This is a genomic window from Acidovorax sp. FHTAMBA (assembly GCF_038958875.1).
Taxonomy (GTDB): domain Bacteria; phylum Pseudomonadota; class Gammaproteobacteria; order Burkholderiales; family Burkholderiaceae_C; genus Acidovorax.
On sequence record NZ_CP152407.1, the window covers coordinates 1,914,022 to 1,933,141 of the forward strand.

Below are 19,120 nucleotides of genomic sequence, written 5' to 3' on the forward strand. Positions count from 1 at the left end.
TTTCTCAAACGTCCGGCAATCACGGAAAGGTTGAATCGTAGAGTTGACGAACCGTGAAGTAAAATGGTGTTAATTCACGCATCCATGAATCTCACTCATTTGCCATGCTGGAGCGCGCTCATCTTTCCATCGTCCAAGAAGTAGACAAGCAAGGCTCACTTACCGCTGCCGCAGAGGTGCTGCACCTGACGCAGTCGGCGCTGAGCCACTCGATCCGCAAGCTGGAAGCCCAGATGGGCACCGAAATCTGGCAACGCGAAGGGCGCAGCCTGCGGCTGACGCAGGCGGGGCAGTACCTGCTGGCGGTGGCCAACCGGGTGCTCCCGCAGCTGGATCTGGCCGAAGAACGCTTGCGCCAGTTTGCGCAGGGCGAGCGCGGGTCGCTGCGTATCGGCATGGAATGCCACCCCTGCTACCAATGGCTGCTGAAGGTGGTGTCGCCCTACCTGGCGAGCTGGCCCGACGTGGACGTCGACGTGAAGCAGAAATTCCAGTTCGGCGGCATTGGCGCGCTCTTCGGCTACGAGATAGACCTGCTGGTCACCCCCGACCCGCTCTACAAGCCCGGTCTGCGCTACGAACCCGTGTTCGACTACGAGCAGGTGCTCGTGGTGCCGCGCGGCCATCGCCTGGCCAACGTGCCTTACGTGAAGCCCGCACAGCTGACGCAGGAGGTGCTGGTGACGTACCCGGTTGCCACCGACCGGCTGGACATCTACAACATGTTTCTGATGCCCGCCGGCGTGACGCCCAGGCGCCACAAGTCGATCGAAACCACGGACATCATGTTGCAGATGGTCGCGAGCGACCGCGCGGTGGCTGCACTGCCACGCTGGCTGGTCGAGGAGTACGCGCAGAAGATGGACATCGTTCCTGTGCGGCTGGGTCCGCGCGGCATCGCCAAGCAGATCTTCCTGGGCGCGCGGGAAGCGGACACCGACATCGACTACCTGAAGTCCTTTGTCGAGCTCGCACGGCAATCAGGCGGCCTTGTCGACAAGGGGCAGGCCCCGGCCCTGTGACACGGCCGTGCCGCCCCGTGACCTTCCACAGGAGGCCGCATCACGTGTAGCGCTTCTCCAGCGCGTCCCACTCGGGCTTGTTGACCAGGCGTTGGCGCTCGGCAAAGGTCGCAACCAGTCCGCTGGATTCCTGCACTTCCTTCACGTCGCGCAGCACGGTCAGTGCCTTCTGCATGCCGGCCACCGCACCCTGTAGCGCGGCATTGGCATACAGCACGATGCCATAGCCCAGTTCACCCAGGTCCGTGGCATTGAAGATAGGCGTCTTGCCGCCGATCACCATGTTCATTAGTTGCGGCTTGACCAGACGCCGGGGCAGCGCGCGAATCTCATCGGGCGTGGTCACGGCCTCAACGAAGAGGATGTCCGCACCGGCCTCGGCGAATTTCTGCGCCCGTTCGACAGCGGCTTCGAACCCGTGCGTGGCGGCCGCGTCGGTGCGAGCCATGATCAGGAGATCAGGATCTTGGCGCGCATCGACGGCTGCCTTGATCTTGCTGACGGCCTCTTCTGTGGAGATCACTTCCTTGCCCGAGAAATGGCCGCAGCGCTTCGGCGCCACTTGGTCCTCGAACTGGATGCAGTCGGCGCCGGCACGTTCGAGCGTGCGGACGGTGTGCCGCACGTTCAGTGCATTGCCGAAGCCGGTGTCGGCATCGACGATCAGCGGCACGCTGACCGCGTCGCGGATGCGCGCTGTGTGATCGGCGATGTCCGATAGGCCCATGAAGCCCTGATCAGGCATGCCGAACCACATGTTGGTGACACCGGCGCCGGTGATGTAGATCGCCTTGAATCCCAGGTCTTCGACGACCTTTGCAGACAGCGCGTTGAATGCGCCGGGAACGATCAGGCCGCGGCGGGCCTCGACGAGTGACTTGAGCTGCTTGCGGGTGGACATTCGAGTAATTCCGATCAGAAACTGTCGCCGGGAACACGTACCCAGCCTTCCATCAATACGCGGGCGCTGCGGCTCATCAATGCCTTGGTGACCACCCATTCGCCGTCGACCTTGCTCGCCTCGGCGCCCACGCGAAGCGTTCCCGAGGGATGGCCGAAGCGCACGGCCTGGCGCTCGCCGCCGCCGGCCGCGAGGTTTACTAGCGTGCCGGGTATGGCGGCAGCTGTGCCGATGGCCACGGCCGCTGTGCCCATCATGGCGTGGTGCAGCTTGCCCATCGACAGCGCGCGCACCAGTAGGTCGATTTCCGCGGCGGCCACTGCCTTGCCGCTGGACGCCGTGTAGTCCTTGGGCGGCGAAACGAAGGCCACCTTGGGCGTGTGCTGGCGCCTGCCAGCTTCATCGACGTGATTGATCAAGCCCATCTTCACCGCGCCGTGCGCGCGGATGGTCTCGAACATGGCCATGGCCTTGGTGTCGCTGTTGATGGCGTCCTGCAGTTCGGTGCCGGTGTAAGCGATGTCGGCGGCGTTGACGAAGATGGTCGGAATGCCCGCGTTGATCAGCGTGGCGCGCAACGTGCCCACGCCCGGCACGTCGAGGTCTTCGACCACCTTGCCCGTCGGGAACATCGCGCCACCGCCTTCACCGTCGCCTTCGTCGGCCGGCTCGATGAACTCCAGTGGCACTTCGGCCGCTGGGAATGTCACGCCGTCGAGTTCGAAGGTGCCGGTTTCCTGCACCTGGCCAGCGGTGATGGGCACGTGCGCGACGATGGTCTTGCTGATGTTGGCCTGCCAGATGCGCACGGTGCACGTGCCGTTTTCCGGAATGCGCGCCGGATCGACGAGGCCCTGCGCAATCGCGAACGGCCCGACCGCCGCCGACAGGTTGCCGCAGTTGCCCGACCAGTCGACGAACGCGCTGTCGATGGAGACCTGGCCGAAGAGGTAGTCGACATCGTGGTCCGGCCGCGTGGAGCGCGACAGGATGACAGCCTTGGATGTGGACGAGGTGGCCGCGCCCATGCCATCGATCTGCTTGGCGTAGGGATCGGGGCTGCCGATGACGCGCAGCAGCAGCGTGTCGCGCGCGGGACCGGGCTGGCGCGCCGCCGCGGGCAGGTCCTGCAGGCGAAAGAACACGCCCTTGCTGGTGCCGCCACGCATGTAGACGGCGGGAATCTTGATCTGGGGAGTGGATGCCATTGCGATGAGGAGGGTGGTTGTCTTCAAGCGGTCGACTTGTTGGCGGCCAGGAAGTCTTGCGCAAAACGCTGCAGCACGCCGCCGGCTTCGTAGATCGACACTTCTTCCGCAGTGTCCAGGCGGCAGGTCACCGGCACCTGCAAGGTCTCGCCACTGCGGCGGTGAACGACCAACGTCAGGTCGGCGCCCGGCGCGGGTTTGCCGGCGACGTCGAAGGTCTCGGTGCCGTCCAGGACCAGGGTGAGGCGCGTGGTACCGGGCTTGAACTCCAGCGGCAGCACGCCCATGCCCAGAAGGTTGGTTCGGTGGATGCGTTCGAAGCCTTCGGCCACCACGGTTTCCACACCCGCCAGGCGCACGCCTTTGGCAGCCCAGTCGCGAGACGAGCCCTGGCCGTAGTCGGCGCCGGCCACGATGATCAACGGCTGCCTGCGGTTCAAGTAGGTTTCGATGGCTTCCCACATGCGCACGATTTGCCCCTCGGGTTCGATGCGCGCGAAGGAACCCTTCTTCTGCACGCCGTCGACCACCGCCATTTCGTTGACGAGTTGCGGGTTGGCGAAGGTGGCGCGCATGGCCGTCAGGTGATCGCCTCGATGCGTGGCGTAGGAGTTGAAGTCCTCTTCCGGCAGGCCCATCTTGTGAAGGTACTCGCCGGCGGCGCTGTCCATGAGGATGGCGTTGGACGGTGAGAGATGGTCCGTCGTGATGTTGTCGGGCAGGATGGCTAGCGGCCGCATGGCGCGCAGCGTGCGCGGCACGGCCGCCAGTGCTCCCACGCCTTCGCTGTCCCAGTAAGGCGGGCGGCGAATGTAGGTCGACTGCGGCCGCCAGTCGTACTGCGGACTCACTTTTTCTCCGCTGTCGGCATGAATCGCGAACATGGGTTCGTAGACCTTGCGGAACATCTCGGGCCGCACCGACGCCGCGACGATGGCGTCGATCTCCGAGTCGCTCGGCCACAGGTCGCGCAAGCGGATTTCCTTGCCGTCAACGACGTCCAGCACGTCGCGCTCGATGTCGAAGCGCATGGTGCCCGCGATGGCGTAGGCCACCACCAGCGGCGGCGAGGCCAGGAAGGCCTGCTTCGCATAGGGGTGGATGCGGCCGTCGAAGTTGCGGTTGCCAGAGAGCACCGCCGTGGCGTAGAGGTCGCGCTCGATGATCTCGTTCTGGATCTTCGGATCCAGCGCGCCGGACATCCCGTTGCAGGTGGTGCACGCGAAGCCTACGATGCCAAAGCCGAGCTGCTCCAGGTCGTGCAGCAGGTCGGCGTCGCGCAGGTACAGCTCCACCGCCTTGGATCCCGGTGCCAGCGACGACTTGACCCACGGCTTGCGCTTGAGCCCCAGTCGGTTCGCGTTGCGCGCGAGCAGCGCCGCGGCAATCACGTTGCGGGGGTTCGAGGTGTTGGTGCAGGAGGTGATGGCCGCGATGATCACAGCGCCATCGGGCATCAGGCCTGCGGCCTCCTGCTGCCGGACATCGGCCAGGCCCACCGCGATGTTGCGCTCCGCCAGTTGCGATGTCGGCAGCCGGCGGTGCGGATTGGAAGGGCCGGCCATGCTGCGCACCACGCTCGACAGGTCGAAGCTCAGCACGCGCTCGTAGACCGCCGTCTTCAGCGCATCGCCCCAGAAGCCGGCCGTTTTCGCATAGGTCTCGACCAACGCGACCTGCGTGTCTTCACGGCCTGTGAGCCGCAGGTAGGTGAGCGTCTGCTCGTCGATGTAGAAGAGCGCGGCGGTGGCGCCGTACTCTGGACACATGTTGGAGATGGTGGCACGGTCCCCGACCGTCAGGCCCGGCGCGCCTTCGCCGAAGAACTCCAGGTACGCACCGACCACTTTTTCCTTGCGCAGGAACTCGGTGAGCGACAGCACGATGTCGGTGGCGGTGATGCCCGGCTGGCGCCGGCCAGTGAGCTCCACGCCGATGATGTCGGGTAGCCGCATCCACGAGGCGCGGCCCAGCATCACGTTCTCGGCCTCCAGGCCGCCGACGCCCACCGCGATCACCCCCAGCGCATCGACGTGGGGCGTATGACTGTCGGTGCCCACGCAGGTGTCGGGGAAGGCCAGGCCGTCCTGCACGTAGACCACCGGCGACATCTTCTCCAGATTGATCTGATGCATGATCCCGTTCCCCGCCGGGATCACCTCCATGTTGGCGAAGGCGCGTTTCGTCCACTCGATGAAGTGAAAGCGGTCCTCGTTGCGCCGGTCTTCGATGGCCCGGTTCTTCTCGAAGGCCTGCGGATCGAACCCGCCGCACTCCACGGCCAGAGAATGGTCGACGATGAGTTGCACCGGCACCACCGGGTTCACCTGCGCCGGGTCGCCGCCTTCGGCCGCGATGGCGTCGCGCAGGCCGGCCAGGTCCACCAGCGCCGTCTGGCCCAGGATGTCGTGGCACACCACGCGCACGGGAAACCAGGGAAAGTCGCGATCACGCCGGCGTTCGATGAGTTGCAGCAGGCAGTCGTTCAGGATGGCCGGCTCGCAGCGCCGGACCAGGTTCTCGGCATGCACGCGTGCGGTATACGGCAGTCGCGCCCAGGCACCGGCCTGCAGCGCGTCGACGGCGGCGCGGGCGTCGATGTAGTCCAGTGCGGTGCCGGACAGCGGTTTGCGAAATTCTTCGTGGGGCATGAGCATGTGCATTGGATTGCTCAGTGGCGTTCTTCGATCGGCAGGAACTTCAAATCCTCGGGGCCGGTGTAGTTGGCACTGGGGCGAATGATCTTGTTGTCCACGCGCTGTTCGATCACATGCGCGGCCCAACCGCTGGTGCGCGCGATCACGAACAGCGGTGTGAACATGGCCGTCGGCACGCCCATCATGTGATAGCTCACCGCGCTGAACCAGTCCAGGTTCGGGAACATCTTCTTGACTTCCCACATGACCGATTCCAGCCGCTCGGCGATGTCGTACATCTTGGTGGTGCCCGCACCGTCGGACAGGCGCTTTGCCACGCCCTTGATCACCACGTTGCGTGGATCGCTCACCGTATAAACCGGGTGGCCGAAGCCGATCACGACCTCCTTCGCCTCGACGCGGCGGCGGATGTCGACCTCGGCCTCGGCCGGGTTGTCATAGCGTTTCTGGATCTCGAAGGCCACCTCGTTCGCACCGCCATGCTTGGGGCCGCGCAGTGCACCGATGGCGCCGGCGATCGCCGAGTGCATGTCGCTGCCGGTGCCGGCGATCACACGCGCGGCGAAGGTCGATGCGTTGAATTCGTGTTCGGCATAGAGGTTCAGCGAGGTGTGCATGGCGCGCTCCCACTCGGCACTGGGCTTCTTGCCGTGCAGCAGATGCAGGAAATGCGCGCCGATGGAGTCATCGTCGGTCTCCAGCTCGATGCGCTTGCCCAGCGAAGACCAGTGATACCAATACAGAAGCATGGAGCCCAGTGATGCCATCAACCGATCGGCAATGTCGCGCGCGCCGGGCGTGCCGTGGTCGTCCTTCTCGGGCAAGGTGCAGCCCAGAGCAGAGACGCCGGTGCGCATCACGTCCATGGGGTGGGCGTTGGCGGGAATCTGCTCCAGCGCCCGCCTCACGCTGGCCGGCACACCGCGCATGGCCTTCAGCTTGGCCTTGTAGGCGGCGAGTTCGGCGCGCGTCGGCAGCTTGCCGTGCACCAGCAAGTGGGCGATTTCCTCGAACTCGCAGACCTCGGCGACGTCCAGAATGTCGTACCCACGGTAGTGCAGGTCGTTGCCAGTGCGGCCCACGGTGCACAGCGCGGTATTGCCGGCGGTGACGCCGGAGAGAGCGACGGACTTCTTGGGTTTGAAGGCAGGTGCAGTGGTTTCGGTCGTGGTGGTCATGCTGTTTCCTTGTCCAGATAAGAGCGATTGATGGGGGCAGGGCGACCGGTGGCATCGACTGCCACCATCTCGAACACGCCCTTGAGGACTTCTTCCGCCGGGATGCCCGGCTTGTCGGCGATGCCGCTCACACAAACGGTCATCGAGCTGCGGCCGATACGGCTGACCCATCCGCGAAGGGTGAGCTGGTAGCCCACCGCCACCGGCGATAGAAAGTCCACGCTGGTCACGCTTGCCATCACGACCTCTTGCTGCGCCAGTCCTCGTGCTGCCAGAAAAGCCGCCTTGGCCATCAACTGCAGCCCTTGCCCGGCGAACAGCGTGTCGTGGTGATTGGCATGCACCGGCAGCACCAGTTCGCGCAACTCGGCTGTTCCAGTGGGTGTTGTCATGCTTCGCAATTTACGCAGAAAATGCGCTTCACAAAAGGACTGAAAGGGCGAAGACTTGCGAATCAAATTCAGCAAAATTGCAAATCTTGCGAAGATGAGTGAGCTTGGCCTGTCAACACGATGAAAAAAACGTTCATGGGGGTACGACTGCGCAAGCTGCGCGCCGAGCGCGGGATGTCCCAAACCGCTATGGCCAATGCGCTCGGGCTTTCCCCCAGCTACCTGAACCAGTTGGAGCAGAACCAGCGGCCACTCACCGTGGCCGTCTTGTTGAAGATCGACCGAGCGCTTGGGATCAACATCCAGGAGTTTTCGGAGGACGAGGAAGCGCGTCTGATCGCCGGCATGCGTGAAGCCCTGGCCGATGCGACTGAACCGGTATCGCTTCCAGAACTCAAGGAGGTGGCGTCGCAGATGCCCGCGTTGGGACGCGCGCTGATTGCCCTGCATCGGCGCAGCCTCGAGGTGCAGGAGCATCTCGAGACGATCGCGGTGCGCATGGGCGACGACCGTTCGGACATCACTTCAGCACGGGCTATGCCTTTCGAGGCGGTGCGCGACTTCTTCTTTGCGCATCAGAACCACTTCGAAGAAATCGACCGGAACGCCGAGGCATTGGCCGCTGAAGCCGGTGTGCGCGGCGCACTCTTGGCCGACTGGCTGGTGCAGCGCCTGCTTCAGCGTCATAAGGTGCGCGTGATTCAGCTGTCCGACGAATTTGGTGGCAAGCGGCAGTACGACCCCGCGCACCGTACGTTGCGCGTGTCGGCGGCACTTGACCCGGCCCAACAGGTTTTTCAGCTCGCGACGCAACTGGCACTCATTGAGCAGGCAGGCGCGATCGACTCTCTCGTCTCTGGCCACGCGTTGCTGCACGATGCGCCTTCCAAAAAGTTGGCACGCGTTGGTCTGGCCAACTACTTCGCTGGCGCGGTGCTGCTGCCGTACGGACAGTTTCTCGGCGAAGCCGAGCGGCTTCGCTACGACATCGATCTGCTGGGAAAACAGTTCGCCGTCGGCTTCGAGACGGTCTGCCACCGGCTCAGCACCTTGCAGCGTCCGGGCGCCCCGGGCGTCCCGTTCTTTTTCGTTCGGGTCGACCGAGCCGGCAACATCTCCAAACGGCAGTCTGCAACGCACTTCCACTTCAGCCGCACAGGCGGCACCTGCCCGCTTTGGAATGTCTATGAAGCCTTTGCGCAGCCGGGCCGCATCCTGCCCCAGTTGGCCTCCATGCCCGATGGCCGCTGCTACCTTTGGATTGCACGAACCGTGACGAGCAATGAAGGCGCGTACGGCTCGCCACAGCGCATCTTTTCCATCGGTCTGGGGTGTGACGTTCGCAATGCTTCCCGGCTGGTCTACGCTCGCGGACTGGATCTGCGAGATCCGACGGCGGCTACCTCGATCGGCATGGGTTGCAAGGTCTGCGAACGCATCGAATGCCGGCAGCGCGCGTTCCCGTTCGTCGGACGTTCGTTGGACGTGGACGAAAATCAGAGTCACCTAACGCCATACGGCATGACGCGATAAATTTGATCTGGCAAGCACTGACGCCCGTAGTAGTGCGTTGGAAAGCGACCGCTTGGTGGCTAAAAGCGGCCGATCTTTGGACTAGCGCGGCAGGCCGCAACCAGCCTTTATGGAGAGCTCTCCATAAGCAGCGTTATGCACAGCACGCAGTTATGCACAGTTGGTCCGGCAGCGCGGCGTCGCCGCCCTCGCAAGAGGGCTGCGGTCGCGTCTTTGAACTTCACGTAATCACAAGGTCTTGAGGAACTTCAACAGATCGTCTTCTGCCCGGAACCGCTGTGGGACCACATTGGGATCCTGAAGCCTGGCCAGTGCCTTTTCCTTCATGGCGAGATCGGCCTCTATGTACTGATGCGTTGTCGCCGGACTCTCGTGTCCGAGCCACAGAGCGATCACGCTGATGTCCACGCCCGACTGCAGAAGGTGCATAGCGGTCGAGTGACGCAGGCAGTGTGGAGAGATCGTTCTCCCGGCCAGGCTCGGCGTCGTGAGCGCGGCTTTCTTGACGGCCAATGCCAGGCGCTGCGTCACGTTGGACCGCGTCATCGCCTGTCCGCCACGGTTGGGCAGCAGCGCCGACGTGGGAGTCAGGTCCGGGTTGAACTTCAGCCAGGCGCGGATCACCTTGACCGTCGATCGCCAGAGCGGCACCGACCGCTGCTTGCGTCCCTTGCCATGCAGATGCACGCAGGCGGCGGGTGCCAGCACGACGTCGCCCACTTTTACGCCGATTGCCTCCGACACGCGGGCACCGGTGTTGTACAGCAGGGCCAGCAGCAGCTTGTCTCGCTGGCCCATCCAATCCGCTCCTGGCGCGCCGATCACGGCCAGCATCTCCTCGCGTGTCAGGAACTCGAACATCGGCCGCTCGAAGCGCTTCATCGGCACGCCGAGCGCCTGCTCGACGACCTGAAGTGCCGTCACGTCTCGCCGGGCCGCGAACTTCAGGAACGAGCGCAGCGCGGCCAGTCGCGCATTGCGGCTGCGAACGGTGTTGTGCCGATCGCGTTCGAGATGATCGAGGAAGTCCAGGATCAGCGCGGGCGTCAGGTCGGCGAGCGACAGCGTCGTGGGCGTCTTGTGCAGTTGCGCCTGGGCGAAGTCCAGGAACAGCACGAACGCGTCCCGATAGGCCGCAACGGTCTGCGGGCTCAACGCGCGCTGCTGCGTCAGGTGCTCGGCGAAGAAGGACTGGACCAGCGTCGCGAAGCTCGGCGGAGCGGGCTTGCGGTGTTCAGAACTACTCATCGTCGTTCTCCGCGACGTCGGCGAAGCGTTCGAATCGAGCGCCGGCCAACGCCATCAACTCCGGCACGCCGCTCAGGTACCAGTACGTGCTGGAGATATTGATGTGGCCCATGTACGTGGACAGGGCCAGCATTCGTTGGTCAAGGTTCGCTCCCTGCTGGTGCCACAGGATCATCCGTCTCACGGCGAAGCTATGGCGCAGGTCATGCACCCGCGGTCGGCCATGGCCGCCGCGATCGATCCAACCCAATTGCTCGCGCAGCTGACAGAACACTCGATGCACCTGCCGATCTCCCAGCGGTTCACCCCGGTGCACGCCACGCGAGCCCACGAAGAATGTCATCTGCGGCTTCGCAGGCACGTACTGGCGGCGCAAGGCCCGGTAGGCTGCCATCGGACCGATCACGCTGGGGTGCAGCGGCACCATGCGGGACTTGCCAAACTTGGTCTGCTGTATGGTCAGGATGCCGCCGTCCAGATCTGCATCCGAGTCGGCCAGGTTGATCGCTTCAGAGACCCGAAGCCCGGCCGATGCGATCAGACCGAACAGCGTTGCATAGGTGGTGGCACGAAGGCCATCCGAGGGGCCGAGTCGGCGGGCAGCGACGATCAATGCCGCGATCTCGGCTTCGCTGTAGATGTGAGGCGCCACGCGGCGCGGGATCGGACCGAAGCTGGAATCGTCAGGAACTTCGACAGTCGGATCGAACTGCTGGAGCCAGCGCATGAAGGGGCGCAGCGTTGCCAGTCGGCGCGCTGCCGTGTCGACATTGGCCCGGCCGCCCACGAGATACCGAGGCTGTACCTGGTGCGCCCACTGGACCATCACGTCTACCGTCAACGCGATGTCGCGTCCCTCTCCGACCATGAAGCGAGTGAAGCTGCGCACAGCGAGATCAGAGGAGCACGGCTTGAACCCGAGGCGCAGGCGTTCAGCCAGGTATTGCTCCACCTTGGCGGTGAGGTCGATGTTCGCCGATGCTGCGGCGCTCATGATGCACTCCCAGGCCAAGGCAGAGCGACCTCGGCAAGCAGTTGCAAGTCGAGCTTGGCGTAGATCAACGAGGTGTCCAGCGATCGATGCCGAAGCACATCGGCGACCTCCTTGATCGAACTGCCGCTGTTGACCAGGCGACAGGCCAGCGTGTGACGCAACGAATGGCAACCGCGTGAGATGCCGGCACCTCGCAGGGCACGCCCGATTGCCTGGCTCACTGCATCGACGCCGATGGGCTTGTCGTGTGGCGCCAACCGACGGACGAACAGCGATGGCAGCGTGGTTGCGGGCCGCTCGTGTCTCATGTACTCCGCCAGAGCCTGCCCGGTGAGCACCGGCAGCGGTAGGACATCCTGGCGCTGGGACTTTGTTCGCTTCAAGGTCACCGTTCCGGCACGCCAATCGAAGTCGCCGATCTCCAGCTTGGCGATCTCGCCCACGCGCAGTCCGAGATCCAAGGCCAGGCGCACCATGGCCAGCAGGCGCAGCGGAGCCCGCTTGGCCTCGGCGCAATGCGCTTCGAGGCGCTGGACCTCCTCGGTCGTCAGCGCGCGCGGCAACGATGCTTGGCTCCATCGCACCGGCGACGAGATAGCGCCGAGCAGGCTGTTCACTGCGTCACCGCAGGTCCCGCGGTATCGGAAGTAGGCCCGCAGCGCAGCAGTGACCGCGCTGGAATGCGACCCGCTGCTGACCCGCGTGAGCTCGGTTGCGATGAAGCCGCGAACGTCTTCCGGCTGCAACTCGCCGATGGCGATGGCCTTGCCCGCGAACTTGCATTGCAGCAGACGACCTACGAGTACCAGCCGATCCTCGCGCGTGCCTATCGCCAGGCCGCGGGCGTCGCGCATGTGGACGTTGTAACGGTTCAGTTCTTCTGCAATGGGACCGCTGGGGCCTGGCAGTTCCACGATGACATGCTGTTCCCGCAACAAGGCGAGCAGGTGTCCGAGACTGGCGCTCAAGCCGCTGCGTGTACGCAGAGCCGCGGGATGGCAGTCGCAGCGCGGCAGATGCGAATCCAGAAACTGCTCGACGAGGGCTTCGTCGATCTGTTCGGCAGATACCTGGCACTTCGCCATCCAGTGGGCAAAGTGCGACCAGGCACGAAGGGCAGTCTCCGAGCTGCCTTCGGCGTACCGGCCGCGCTCCAGCAATGCCTGGAACGCCCCGACGTATGAAGACAGCGGGCCATCGAGCAGCCATGCCCTGGCCATCGGGTGCATCGAAAGAATCAAGTCCATGGTGATCTCCAGTTGTGAGATCACCATTCATGCGCCGACTGCGAACTTATGTCCAGTTCAACGGCACCGCCTCCTTGCGATCTACCAGGGCGATCACAGCCTCTGGCGCGTTCAGACTGGCCAACTGTCCATAACTGCGTGCTGTGCATAACAGCCTGAAGCAGCCAGATCGTAGAGCCGCTCTGCAGCGACAGCCGTCTTTCGCTCCGAGTGAGCCGATGGATCAAACCTCAGTAGTTTAGGCAGATCAAACAGTGTGCAAAACATCAGTCCTGTTGACAAGCGGGGCCGACCGGAGAAGTGGTTGGGCTACGATCGGTTACGTTCGCCTGTTGGTACGGTCTAACCGCCTCATCGCAGACCATAGCAAACGAAAGGGAGGAACCGAATGCTCAAGCTCGTCCAAGCGCATGTGTGGAAGTACAAATCCATCGAGGACTCTGGCGCAGTAGAAATCTCGGACACCGTGACTGTTCTGGTCGGCAAGAACGAGTCTGGTAAGACCGCCTTTCTCGAGGCCCTGCACAAGGGCCTAGCGCTCGAAGGTACGAAATACAGCTACGTGGCCGACTACCCGCGCAAGGACCTTGTTCGATACCGTCCCCAGCACGATGCAGGGAAGCATCAAAAGGTGCTGCAGCTGAGGTTTCGAATCGAGAAGGCGCTGGCTGACCGGATCAATCGTGAGGTGTTTGGAGGGGCCGAAATCGTGCCCGCGGGGACGACCTTCTCCCGCGAAACCACCATCGCGAACAACAGCACCATAGGCTTCAATGTCGACCAGCAAGCCGCCATCGCAGCGCTTCAGAAGCCACTCGCAGACCTTGAACACAAGCAAGCGGTCTTCGACGGTGCAGAGCGACTTGAGGAGGTTCTAACGAAGATCGAGCAGCTCGAGCTGCCAGCTGACAATCGACTTGCAGCCTTCGCCGTGCAGTGGCGGTCCCGTGCGCTGAAGGCCACAGGGTGGGGTCTGGTCGATGGGCATATCTGGAATGCATACGTTCGCCCAGCGCTTCCGAAGTTCCTCTACTTCGATGACTACAAGCTGCTTGAAGGCAAGATCAACCTGCAGTCGTTGCAGCAGCGCCAATCCGCTGGGAGCCTGACCGACGCCGATGAAACGGCACTGGGGCTACTGCAGCTGGCAGGCACAACGCTCGAAGAGCTGATGGGCGACGAGGGCTATGAAACCGCGAAGGCCAAGCTGGAAGCCATAGGTCTGGACATTACTCGCAAAGTGTTCGATTTCTGGAGGCAGAACCAGGACCTGGACGTGGAGTTCGACCTCAAGGCCGACGCCAAGGACACAGCGCCCTACAACAGCGGCGTCAATTTGTACGTGCGCATCAAGAACAGGCGCCACGGCGTGACTGTTCCGTTCGACCAACGCAGCAAAGGGTTTATCTGGTTCTTCAGCTTCTTGGTGTGGTTCGACGCTGTGCAGTCGCGTACGGAAACAGAGGATGAGCTCATCCTACTCCTTGATGAGCCAGGCTTAAACTTGCACGCGCTTGCTCAGGCCGACTTCCTCGCCTATATCCGTGACTTGTCTGAACGACACCAAATCATCTATTCGACGCACTCGCCGTTCATGGTGGACGGTAGTCGCCTCGATGAAGTAAGGGTCGTAGAAGACCGAGCGAAGGACGGCACCAAGATTTCCGGCGATCTTGCTGGCTCATCCGACGAGGCAGTTTTCCCTCTGCAAGCAGCCCTCGGCTACTCCATCGCTCAGAACCTGTTCATCGCCAAGAAGAACGTGTTGGTTGAAGGCCCTGCAGACTTGCTGCTACTACAACACATGGGTGCCATGCTGGAAGCCCAAGGCAAGCAAGGCCTTGGCGACGCGATCTTGGTGCCCGTGGGCGGTCTCGACAAGCTAGCGACGTTTGTGGCGCTACTGGGCTCCAACAAGCTCAAGTTGATCGTCCTCCACGACCGTGCTGGTTCGCCTCATCAAAAGCTGGAGGACTTGGTTCGCCAAAAGCTCATTGAGCGGAAGCGGGTGCTGGACTTCTCCATGTTCATTGCCCCCCCCCCAAGCGAAGCGGACATTGAGGATTTGCTTCCGGTCGACGCATACGTCGCCGCGTTCAATAGCGCCTACATCAAGGAATTGAATGGCACGGTGCTGGCCGCCGACGACCTAGGGCCGCAGCCTCGCATCATCGAGCGCATCAACCATTGGCTGAAATCGAAGGGGATCACGCTGCTGAAGGACGGCGGGTTCAACCACTACCGAGTCATGCAGGCGATTCTTCCCGCATTGACGGAGGCGTCACTGCAGCAGGAGGAACTGCTTCGATTTGAGCAGTTGTTTGACCGGGTAGCCGCTGCCCTTTGATCGTCAGCGCCGGCGCTCGTTGCGGTGAACAAGGCGCTGGCATTTGGGGTGGCCTCAACACTCAGTGGAAGTCGCGGCTCGTTGTCTCCAACTCACCGAGCAGTGGGGTAGAGACTAGTCCCGGCAATATAAAACTTGGCGTGCGCGAAAGACGGCTCACAGCCTTTTCCAGACCTTGAGAAGCCTAGAGGGCGCGTGCTCTTGGTGGAATACGGACGACTCAGCTCACAAAACGGTAGCCACCTCAACACTCCACCACATTCACCGCCAGCCCCCCGCGCGATGTCTCCTTGTACTTGACCTTCATATCCGCGCCGGTCTGCATCATGGTCTTGATGACCTTGTCGAGCGAGACCACGTGCTGGCCGTCACCGCGCAGGGCCATGCGGGCGGCGTTGATGGCCTTGATGGCGCCCATGGCGTTGCGCTCGATGCAGGGGATCTGCACCAGGCCGCCCACGGGGTCGCAGGTCATACCCAGGTTGTGTTCCATGCCGATCTCGGCGGCGTTTTCGATCTGCTCGGGTGTGCCGCCCATCACGGCGGCCAGCGCACCGGCGGCCATGGAGCAGGCCACGCCCACCTCGCCCTGGCAGCCCACCTCGGCGCCCGAGAGCGAGGCGTTTTCCTTGTAGATGATGCCGATGGCGCCCGCGGTGAGCAAAAACGTGGCGATGCCGTCTTCACAGGCCTTGCCCGCGCCCTGCAGGAAGTTGACGTAGTAGTGCAGCACGGCCGGGATGACGCCCGCCGCGCCGTTGGTGGGGGCGGTGACCACGCGGCCCCCGGCGGCGTTTTCTTCGTTGACGGCCATGGCGTACAGGTTGACCCAGTCGAGCATGGCCAGGGGGTCGCGCAGCGCGGCTTCGGGGTGGCTGCTGAGGCTTTTGTGCAGTTCGGCCGCGCGGCGGCGCACGTGCATGGGGCCGGGCAGGGTGCCGGTGGCGGCGCAGCCGCGTTGCACGGCGCCGGCCATGGTCTTCCAGATGGCCATGAGCTGGCGCTGCACTTCGGCGGCGCTGCGCCAGTGCTGCTCGTTGGCGGCCATGAGCTGCGCTGGCGTGAGGCCCGTGGTGCGGCACTGGGCCAGCAGCTCGGCGCCGGTGTGAAACGGGTGGGGCAGGCCCTGGCCGTGGCCTGCGGCATGGGGCTGGGCGTGCGCTGCGGTGTTGAGCACGCGTTCGCCGGCCGCATCGATCACAAAGCCGCCGCCCACGGAGTAGTACTCGCGCAGGGCAATCTCGGCGCCCTGCGCATCCAGTGCATGGAAGGCCATGCCGTTGGGGTGCAGCGGCAGGCTTTTGCGGCGAAACAGCAGGTGGTCTTTGTCAACAAACCCGATGGTGTGCTCGCCCAGCAGAGCCAGCGTGCGGCTGTTGCGGATGTGGGCGATGGCGGGGGCGATCTGGTCAGGGTCGATGCGGTCGGGTTCGTGGCCGGCCAGGCCCAGCAGCACGGCCTTGTCGGTGCCGTGGCCCACGCCCGTGGCAGACAGCGAGCCAAAAAGCTCCACCACCACGCTGTGCACTGCCGCCAGCCCCACGGTGGCCTGCAGGTGGCAGGCAAACTGCCGCGCCGCAATCATGGGGCCCACGGTGTGCGAGCTGGAGGGGCCGATACCGATCTTGAAGAGGTCGAAAACGCTGACGGACATGGAGGAGGGCTACCGGGTGGATGCGGTGGGGACTGGACGGCGCAGGGCCAGGAAATCAGCGGTGGCGCGGGTGGCGCCACCGCTGGTCTGTTCATGCATCAACATCCTTCGTACTGCCAGCACTCTTGGTGCCAGAGTGGGCGCGAGGCTAACCGTGCGGCCCGACCCAGGGCACACGCGTAATCCCTGATGCGCGCACTGCATTGCGCGCGGGTGCGCACCCACAGGTTTTGAGTGTTATCAAAATAGATAGCAAACTATTGAATGCTGTAAAGCGGTGGAGCCTGATTTGATTCAAATATCTTGTGGCCACACACGGGGCACATGGGCAGGCTTGCGGCCCATGAATCTTTCTTACAGTGGCATTGCCTGCGAATGTTGCCGGGCGATCTCGCGCCTGGCTACATCACCAGCGCACGCGCCAGCATCACGCACCAGTCCCATGCATGCAGGCGCGGGCGGGTGTGCAGGCTGCCGCCTTTGAGTGTGTCCACCTTGTCGAGGATGCGCAGGCCGCCTTGCACCACCAGGCGCAGCTCCCACCCGGCGCGGCCGGGCAGGCGGTGCACCAGTGGCGCGCCGCTTTGCATGGTGGCGCGCGCCCAGCGGGCGCAATCGCTGATGAGGCGTGCGTTCTCACGCGTGCTTTTGAGTTCGAGCAGCTCGGCCTGGCAGGCGCCATGGGCGGCGCAGTCCGCACGCGGCAGGTAGTGGCGGCCGCGGGGGATGTCCACCGAGAGGTCTTGCCAGAAATTGATGAGCTGCAGCGCCGTGCAGATGGCGTCGCTTTCTTGCAGTGCCTGGTCATCCGTCACGCCATACAGGTGCAGCAGCAGGCGGCCCACGGGGTTGGCAGAGCGATCGCAGTAGTCGAGCAGCTCGGCGCGGTCGGCGTAGCCCTCGGCATCGCGGGTTTTCTCCACGTCTTGCATGAAGGCGCTGAGCAGGTCTGCAAGCAGCGGCACGGGCAGCTGGTGGGTGCGCAGCACGGCTTGCAGCGGCAGAAACACCTGGGCCCAGCGGGGCGAGGGCGGCTCGTCGCGGGCGATGGCCATCAGGTCCTGGCGGTAGGCCGCAAGGTCGGCCAGCCTTTGGGAAGGCAGTGCGTCGCCTTCGTCGGCGATGTCGTCGGCGGTGCGGGCGAAGGCGTAGATGGCGGAAATGGGTTGGCGCAGGTGAGGGGGGCACAGCACCGACGCAACCGGGAAGTTCTCGTAATGCGTCACGGGGGCTGCCTGGGCCAGCGCTGGCTCGGGCAGGGCAGTGGAGGGTGCCGGGGTGGGGGCGGCGTCTGAAGGAAGGCGGGTTCGGTCGTTCACACCCCGGATTGTCGCTTGACAAGGGGCAGGGCTTCTCATAGATTACTAACCGGTCAGTCAGTAAAAAACAACAACTCTTGGACAGGGGACAAGGCGACTGGCCGGTATCCCCGTTGCAGCGCAGGCACCCGTGCCTGCGTTTTGCGTGTTACTCCTTGTGGCCCTTTACCCATCACCGGATTTCCCATGCGCACACCCTCCGCCCCGTGGCCTTTTCAACGGCACTCCCGGACCTTGCTGGTGCTGGCCACCGCTGTTTTGCTGGCCGCCTGCTCGCGCCCCGCGCCACCCGAGGAGCCCGTGCGCTCGGTCAAGTTGCTGACCGTGGGGGTGGGGGCGATGCAGTCCAGCCTGGAATATTCGGGCGAGGTGCGTGCGCGGGTGGAGTCGCGCCTGGGCTTTCGCGTGGCGGGCAAGATCGTGCGTCGCCAGGCCGAGCTGGGCCAGCGCGTGAAGGCGGGGCAGGTGCTGGCCCAGCTGGACCCCAGGGACTACCAGCTGGCTGCGGATGCTGCCCGCGCGCAGCTGGCATCGGCCACCACGCAGCGTGACCTGGCAGCCGCCGATTTCAAGCGCTACCAGACCCTGAAAGACCAGAACTTCATCAGCGGCGCCGAGCTGGAGCGGCGCGAGGCGTCGCTCAAGGCCGCCCAGGCCACGCTCGACCAGGCGCGCGCGCAGCTGTCGTCCCAAGGTAACCAGACTGCCTACACCACGCTGCTGGCTGATGTTTCGGGCGTGGTCACGGGCATTGACGCCGAGCCGGGTCAGGTGGTGTCGGCCGGAACGCCCGTGGTACGCATTGCGCAGGACGGCCCCCGTGACGTGGTGTTTGCGGTGCCGGAGGACAAGGTGGGGCAAATCACCCCAGGCTCTGAAGTGGCGGTGCGCGGCTGGTCCGGCGGCGCCAACCTGACGGGCCGCGTGCGCGAAGTGGCCGCCAGTGCCGACGCGGCCACGCGCACCTATCAGATCAAGGTGGCCATCGACGGCGCCGAGGCACCGGCGCTGGGCTCCACCGTGTATGTCACGCCCAAGGCGTTGAGCCACGCGGGCATTCCGGCCATCAAGCTGCCCACGAGCGCGCTGCGCCAGGAGGGGCAGTCCACGGCGGTGTGGGTGTATGACGCGGCCAGCAGCACGGTGAAGTCGCAGGTGGTGCAGATTGCCACGGCCGATGGCAACGAGGCCGTGGTGGCCGCGGGCCTTGCGCCCGGCATGCAGGTGGTGGCCACGGGTGTGCATGTGCTCTCCCCCGGGCAGAAGGTACTGGTTTATCAGCCAAAAACGGCTTCAGCGCATACCAGTAAAGCGCAGACAGCTACTAATTCAGTAGCGATGCCTGCTGTATCTGCTGTACCTGCTGTACCTGCTGCCACGGCAGCGGCCCCTGCAGCATCCAACGCCAACTGAGGCCGGC

General features: G+C 64.0%; 14 protein-coding genes. 4 read left to right on the forward strand and 10 right to left on the reverse strand.

Translation table 11 applies throughout. The features are described 5' to 3' along the window. The first annotated feature begins 104 nt into the window (after positions 1 to 104). Positions 105 to 1,022, forward strand: a complete 918-nt coding sequence (locus AAFF19_RS08970; RefSeq protein WP_086914296.1) for a LysR family transcriptional regulator — start codon at positions 105 to 107, stop codon at positions 1,020 to 1,022. 40 nt (positions 1,023 to 1,062) lie between these two features. Here AAFF19_RS08970 and AAFF19_RS08975 read toward each other — a convergent pair whose 3' ends face one another. From AAFF19_RS08975 to AAFF19_RS08995, 5 genes are read right to left on the reverse strand one after another with little or no spacing between them, the layout of a single operon-like run. Then, the gene (locus tag AAFF19_RS08975; RefSeq protein WP_086914297.1) at positions 1,063 to 1,923 is read right to left on the reverse strand and encodes an isocitrate lyase/PEP mutase family protein; all 861 of its coding nucleotides are present in this window, start codon (positions 1,921 to 1,923) and stop codon (positions 1,063 to 1,065) included. Positions 1,924 to 1,937: 14 nt separating this feature from the next. Next, entirely contained in the window at positions 1,938 to 3,131 is a 1,194-nt protein-coding gene (prpF, locus tag AAFF19_RS08980) for a 2-methylaconitate cis-trans isomerase PrpF (protein ID WP_086914298.1), read from the reverse strand. Between the two features lie 23 nt (positions 3,132 to 3,154). Further along, positions 3,155 to 5,782 (reverse strand): Fe/S-dependent 2-methylisocitrate dehydratase AcnD, encoded by a 2,628-nt coding sequence (gene acnD / locus AAFF19_RS08985; RefSeq protein WP_086914306.1) that lies wholly within the window; start codon positions 5,780 to 5,782, stop codon positions 3,155 to 3,157. 20 nt (positions 5,783 to 5,802) lie between these two features. Beyond that, a complete protein-coding gene (prpC, locus tag AAFF19_RS08990) occupies positions 5,803 to 6,966 on the reverse strand; it encodes a 2-methylcitrate synthase (RefSeq protein WP_086914299.1) in 1,164 nt (387 codons plus the stop codon). Continuing rightward, positions 6,963 to 7,358 (reverse strand): hotdog domain-containing protein, encoded by a 396-nt coding sequence (locus AAFF19_RS08995; RefSeq protein WP_086914300.1) that lies wholly within the window; start codon positions 7,356 to 7,358, stop codon positions 6,963 to 6,965. Before AAFF19_RS08995 ends, prpC begins: the two co-directional genes overlap by 4 nt. A gap of 120 nt (positions 7,359 to 7,478) precedes the next feature. On the opposite strand from AAFF19_RS08995, the gene AAFF19_RS09000 reads away from it, so the two are divergent. Continuing rightward, positions 7,479 to 8,891 (forward strand): short-chain fatty acyl-CoA regulator family protein, encoded by a 1,413-nt coding sequence (locus AAFF19_RS09000; protein ID WP_086928896.1) that lies wholly within the window; start codon positions 7,479 to 7,481, stop codon positions 8,889 to 8,891. A gap of 228 nt (positions 8,892 to 9,119) precedes the next feature. Here AAFF19_RS09000 and AAFF19_RS09005 read toward each other — a convergent pair whose 3' ends face one another. Genes AAFF19_RS09005 through AAFF19_RS09015 form a run of 3 tightly spaced genes read right to left on the reverse strand, consistent with a single transcriptional unit; the run spans position 9,120 to position 12,380 of the window. Next, on the reverse strand, positions 9,120 to 10,139 hold the full coding sequence (locus AAFF19_RS09005; RefSeq protein WP_008903159.1) for a tyrosine-type recombinase/integrase: 1,020 nt from the start codon (positions 10,137 to 10,139) through the stop codon (positions 9,120 to 9,122). Next, positions 10,132 to 11,133 (reverse strand): tyrosine-type recombinase/integrase, encoded by a 1,002-nt coding sequence (locus AAFF19_RS09010; protein WP_092699375.1) that lies wholly within the window; start codon positions 11,131 to 11,133, stop codon positions 10,132 to 10,134. The genes AAFF19_RS09005 and AAFF19_RS09010 overlap by 8 nt, the downstream gene beginning before the upstream one ends. Continuing rightward, positions 11,130 to 12,380, reverse strand: coding sequence for a site-specific integrase (locus AAFF19_RS09015; protein WP_235516236.1), 1,251 nt, complete (start codon positions 12,378 to 12,380; stop codon positions 11,130 to 11,132). Before AAFF19_RS09015 ends, AAFF19_RS09010 begins: the two co-directional genes overlap by 4 nt. Positions 12,381 to 12,768: 388 nt before the next feature. Between AAFF19_RS09015 and AAFF19_RS09020 the strand changes: the two genes are divergently transcribed. Further along, positions 12,769 to 14,727 (forward strand): AAA family ATPase, encoded by a 1,959-nt coding sequence (locus tag AAFF19_RS09020; protein ID WP_342721712.1) that lies wholly within the window; start codon positions 12,769 to 12,771, stop codon positions 14,725 to 14,727. Positions 14,728 to 14,971: 244 nt separating this feature from the next. Here AAFF19_RS09020 and AAFF19_RS09025 read toward each other — a convergent pair whose 3' ends face one another. Together AAFF19_RS09025 and hpnC are read right to left on the reverse strand one after the other, a co-directional pair. Then, positions 14,972 to 16,381: an L-serine ammonia-lyase gene (locus AAFF19_RS09025; protein ID WP_008906218.1), complete on the reverse strand. Its 1,410-nt coding sequence runs from the start codon at positions 16,379 to 16,381 to the stop codon at positions 14,972 to 14,974. Between the two features lie 401 nt (positions 16,382 to 16,782). Beyond that, positions 16,783 to 17,700 carry a squalene synthase HpnC gene (gene hpnC / locus AAFF19_RS09030; RefSeq protein WP_342721713.1) on the reverse strand — a complete coding sequence of 306 codons (918 nt, stop codon included), beginning with the start codon at positions 17,698 to 17,700 and terminating at the stop codon, positions 16,783 to 16,785. Positions 17,701 to 17,886: 186 nt separating this feature from the next. Here hpnC and AAFF19_RS09035 point away from each other — a divergent pair, with 186 nt between their 5' ends. Beyond that, positions 17,887 to 19,113, forward strand: a complete 1,227-nt coding sequence (locus tag AAFF19_RS09035) for an efflux RND transporter periplasmic adaptor subunit (protein WP_342721714.1) — start codon at positions 17,887 to 17,889, stop codon at positions 19,111 to 19,113. Positions 19,114 to 19,120 lie beyond the last annotated feature (7 nt).

Bases quoted from the DNA above. Each gene is read 5' to 3' on its own strand.
- AAFF19_RS08970 (WP_086914296.1), top strand. From the start codon at position 105: ATGCTGGAGCGCGCTCATCTTTCCATCGTCCAAGAAGTAGACAAGCAA.
- AAFF19_RS08975 (WP_086914297.1), bottom strand. From the start codon at position 1,923: ATGTCCACCCGCAAGCAGCTCAAGTCACTCGTCGAGGCCCGCCGCGGC.
- prpF (WP_086914298.1), bottom strand. From the start codon at position 3,131: ATGGCATCCACTCCCCAGATCAAGATTCCCGCCGTCTACATGCGTGGC.
- acnD (WP_086914306.1), bottom strand. From the start codon at position 5,782: ATGCCCCACGAAGAATTTCGCAAACCGCTGTCCGGCACCGCACTGGAC.
- prpC (WP_086914299.1), bottom strand. From the start codon at position 6,966: ATGACCACCACGACCGAAACCACTGCACCTGCCTTCAAACCCAAGAAG.
- AAFF19_RS08995 (WP_086914300.1), bottom strand. From the start codon at position 7,358: ATGACAACACCCACTGGAACAGCCGAGTTGCGCGAACTGGTGCTGCCG.
- AAFF19_RS09000 (WP_086928896.1), top strand. From the start codon at position 7,479: ATGAAAAAAACGTTCATGGGGGTACGACTGCGCAAGCTGCGCGCCGAG.
- AAFF19_RS09005 (WP_008903159.1), bottom strand. From the start codon at position 10,139: ATGAGTAGTTCTGAACACCGCAAGCCCGCTCCGCCGAGCTTCGCGACG.
- AAFF19_RS09010 (WP_092699375.1), bottom strand. From the start codon at position 11,133: ATGAGCGCCGCAGCATCGGCGAACATCGACCTCACCGCCAAGGTGGAG.
- AAFF19_RS09015 (WP_235516236.1), bottom strand. From the start codon at position 12,380: ATGGACTTGATTCTTTCGATGCACCCGATGGCCAGGGCATGGCTGCTC.
- AAFF19_RS09020 (WP_342721712.1), top strand. From the start codon at position 12,769: ATGCTCAAGCTCGTCCAAGCGCATGTGTGGAAGTACAAATCCATCGAG.
- AAFF19_RS09025 (WP_008906218.1), bottom strand. From the start codon at position 16,381: ATGTCCGTCAGCGTTTTCGACCTCTTCAAGATCGGTATCGGCCCCTCC.
- AAFF19_RS09035 (WP_342721714.1), top strand. From the start codon at position 17,887: ATGCGCACACCCTCCGCCCCGTGGCCTTTTCAACGGCACTCCCGGACC.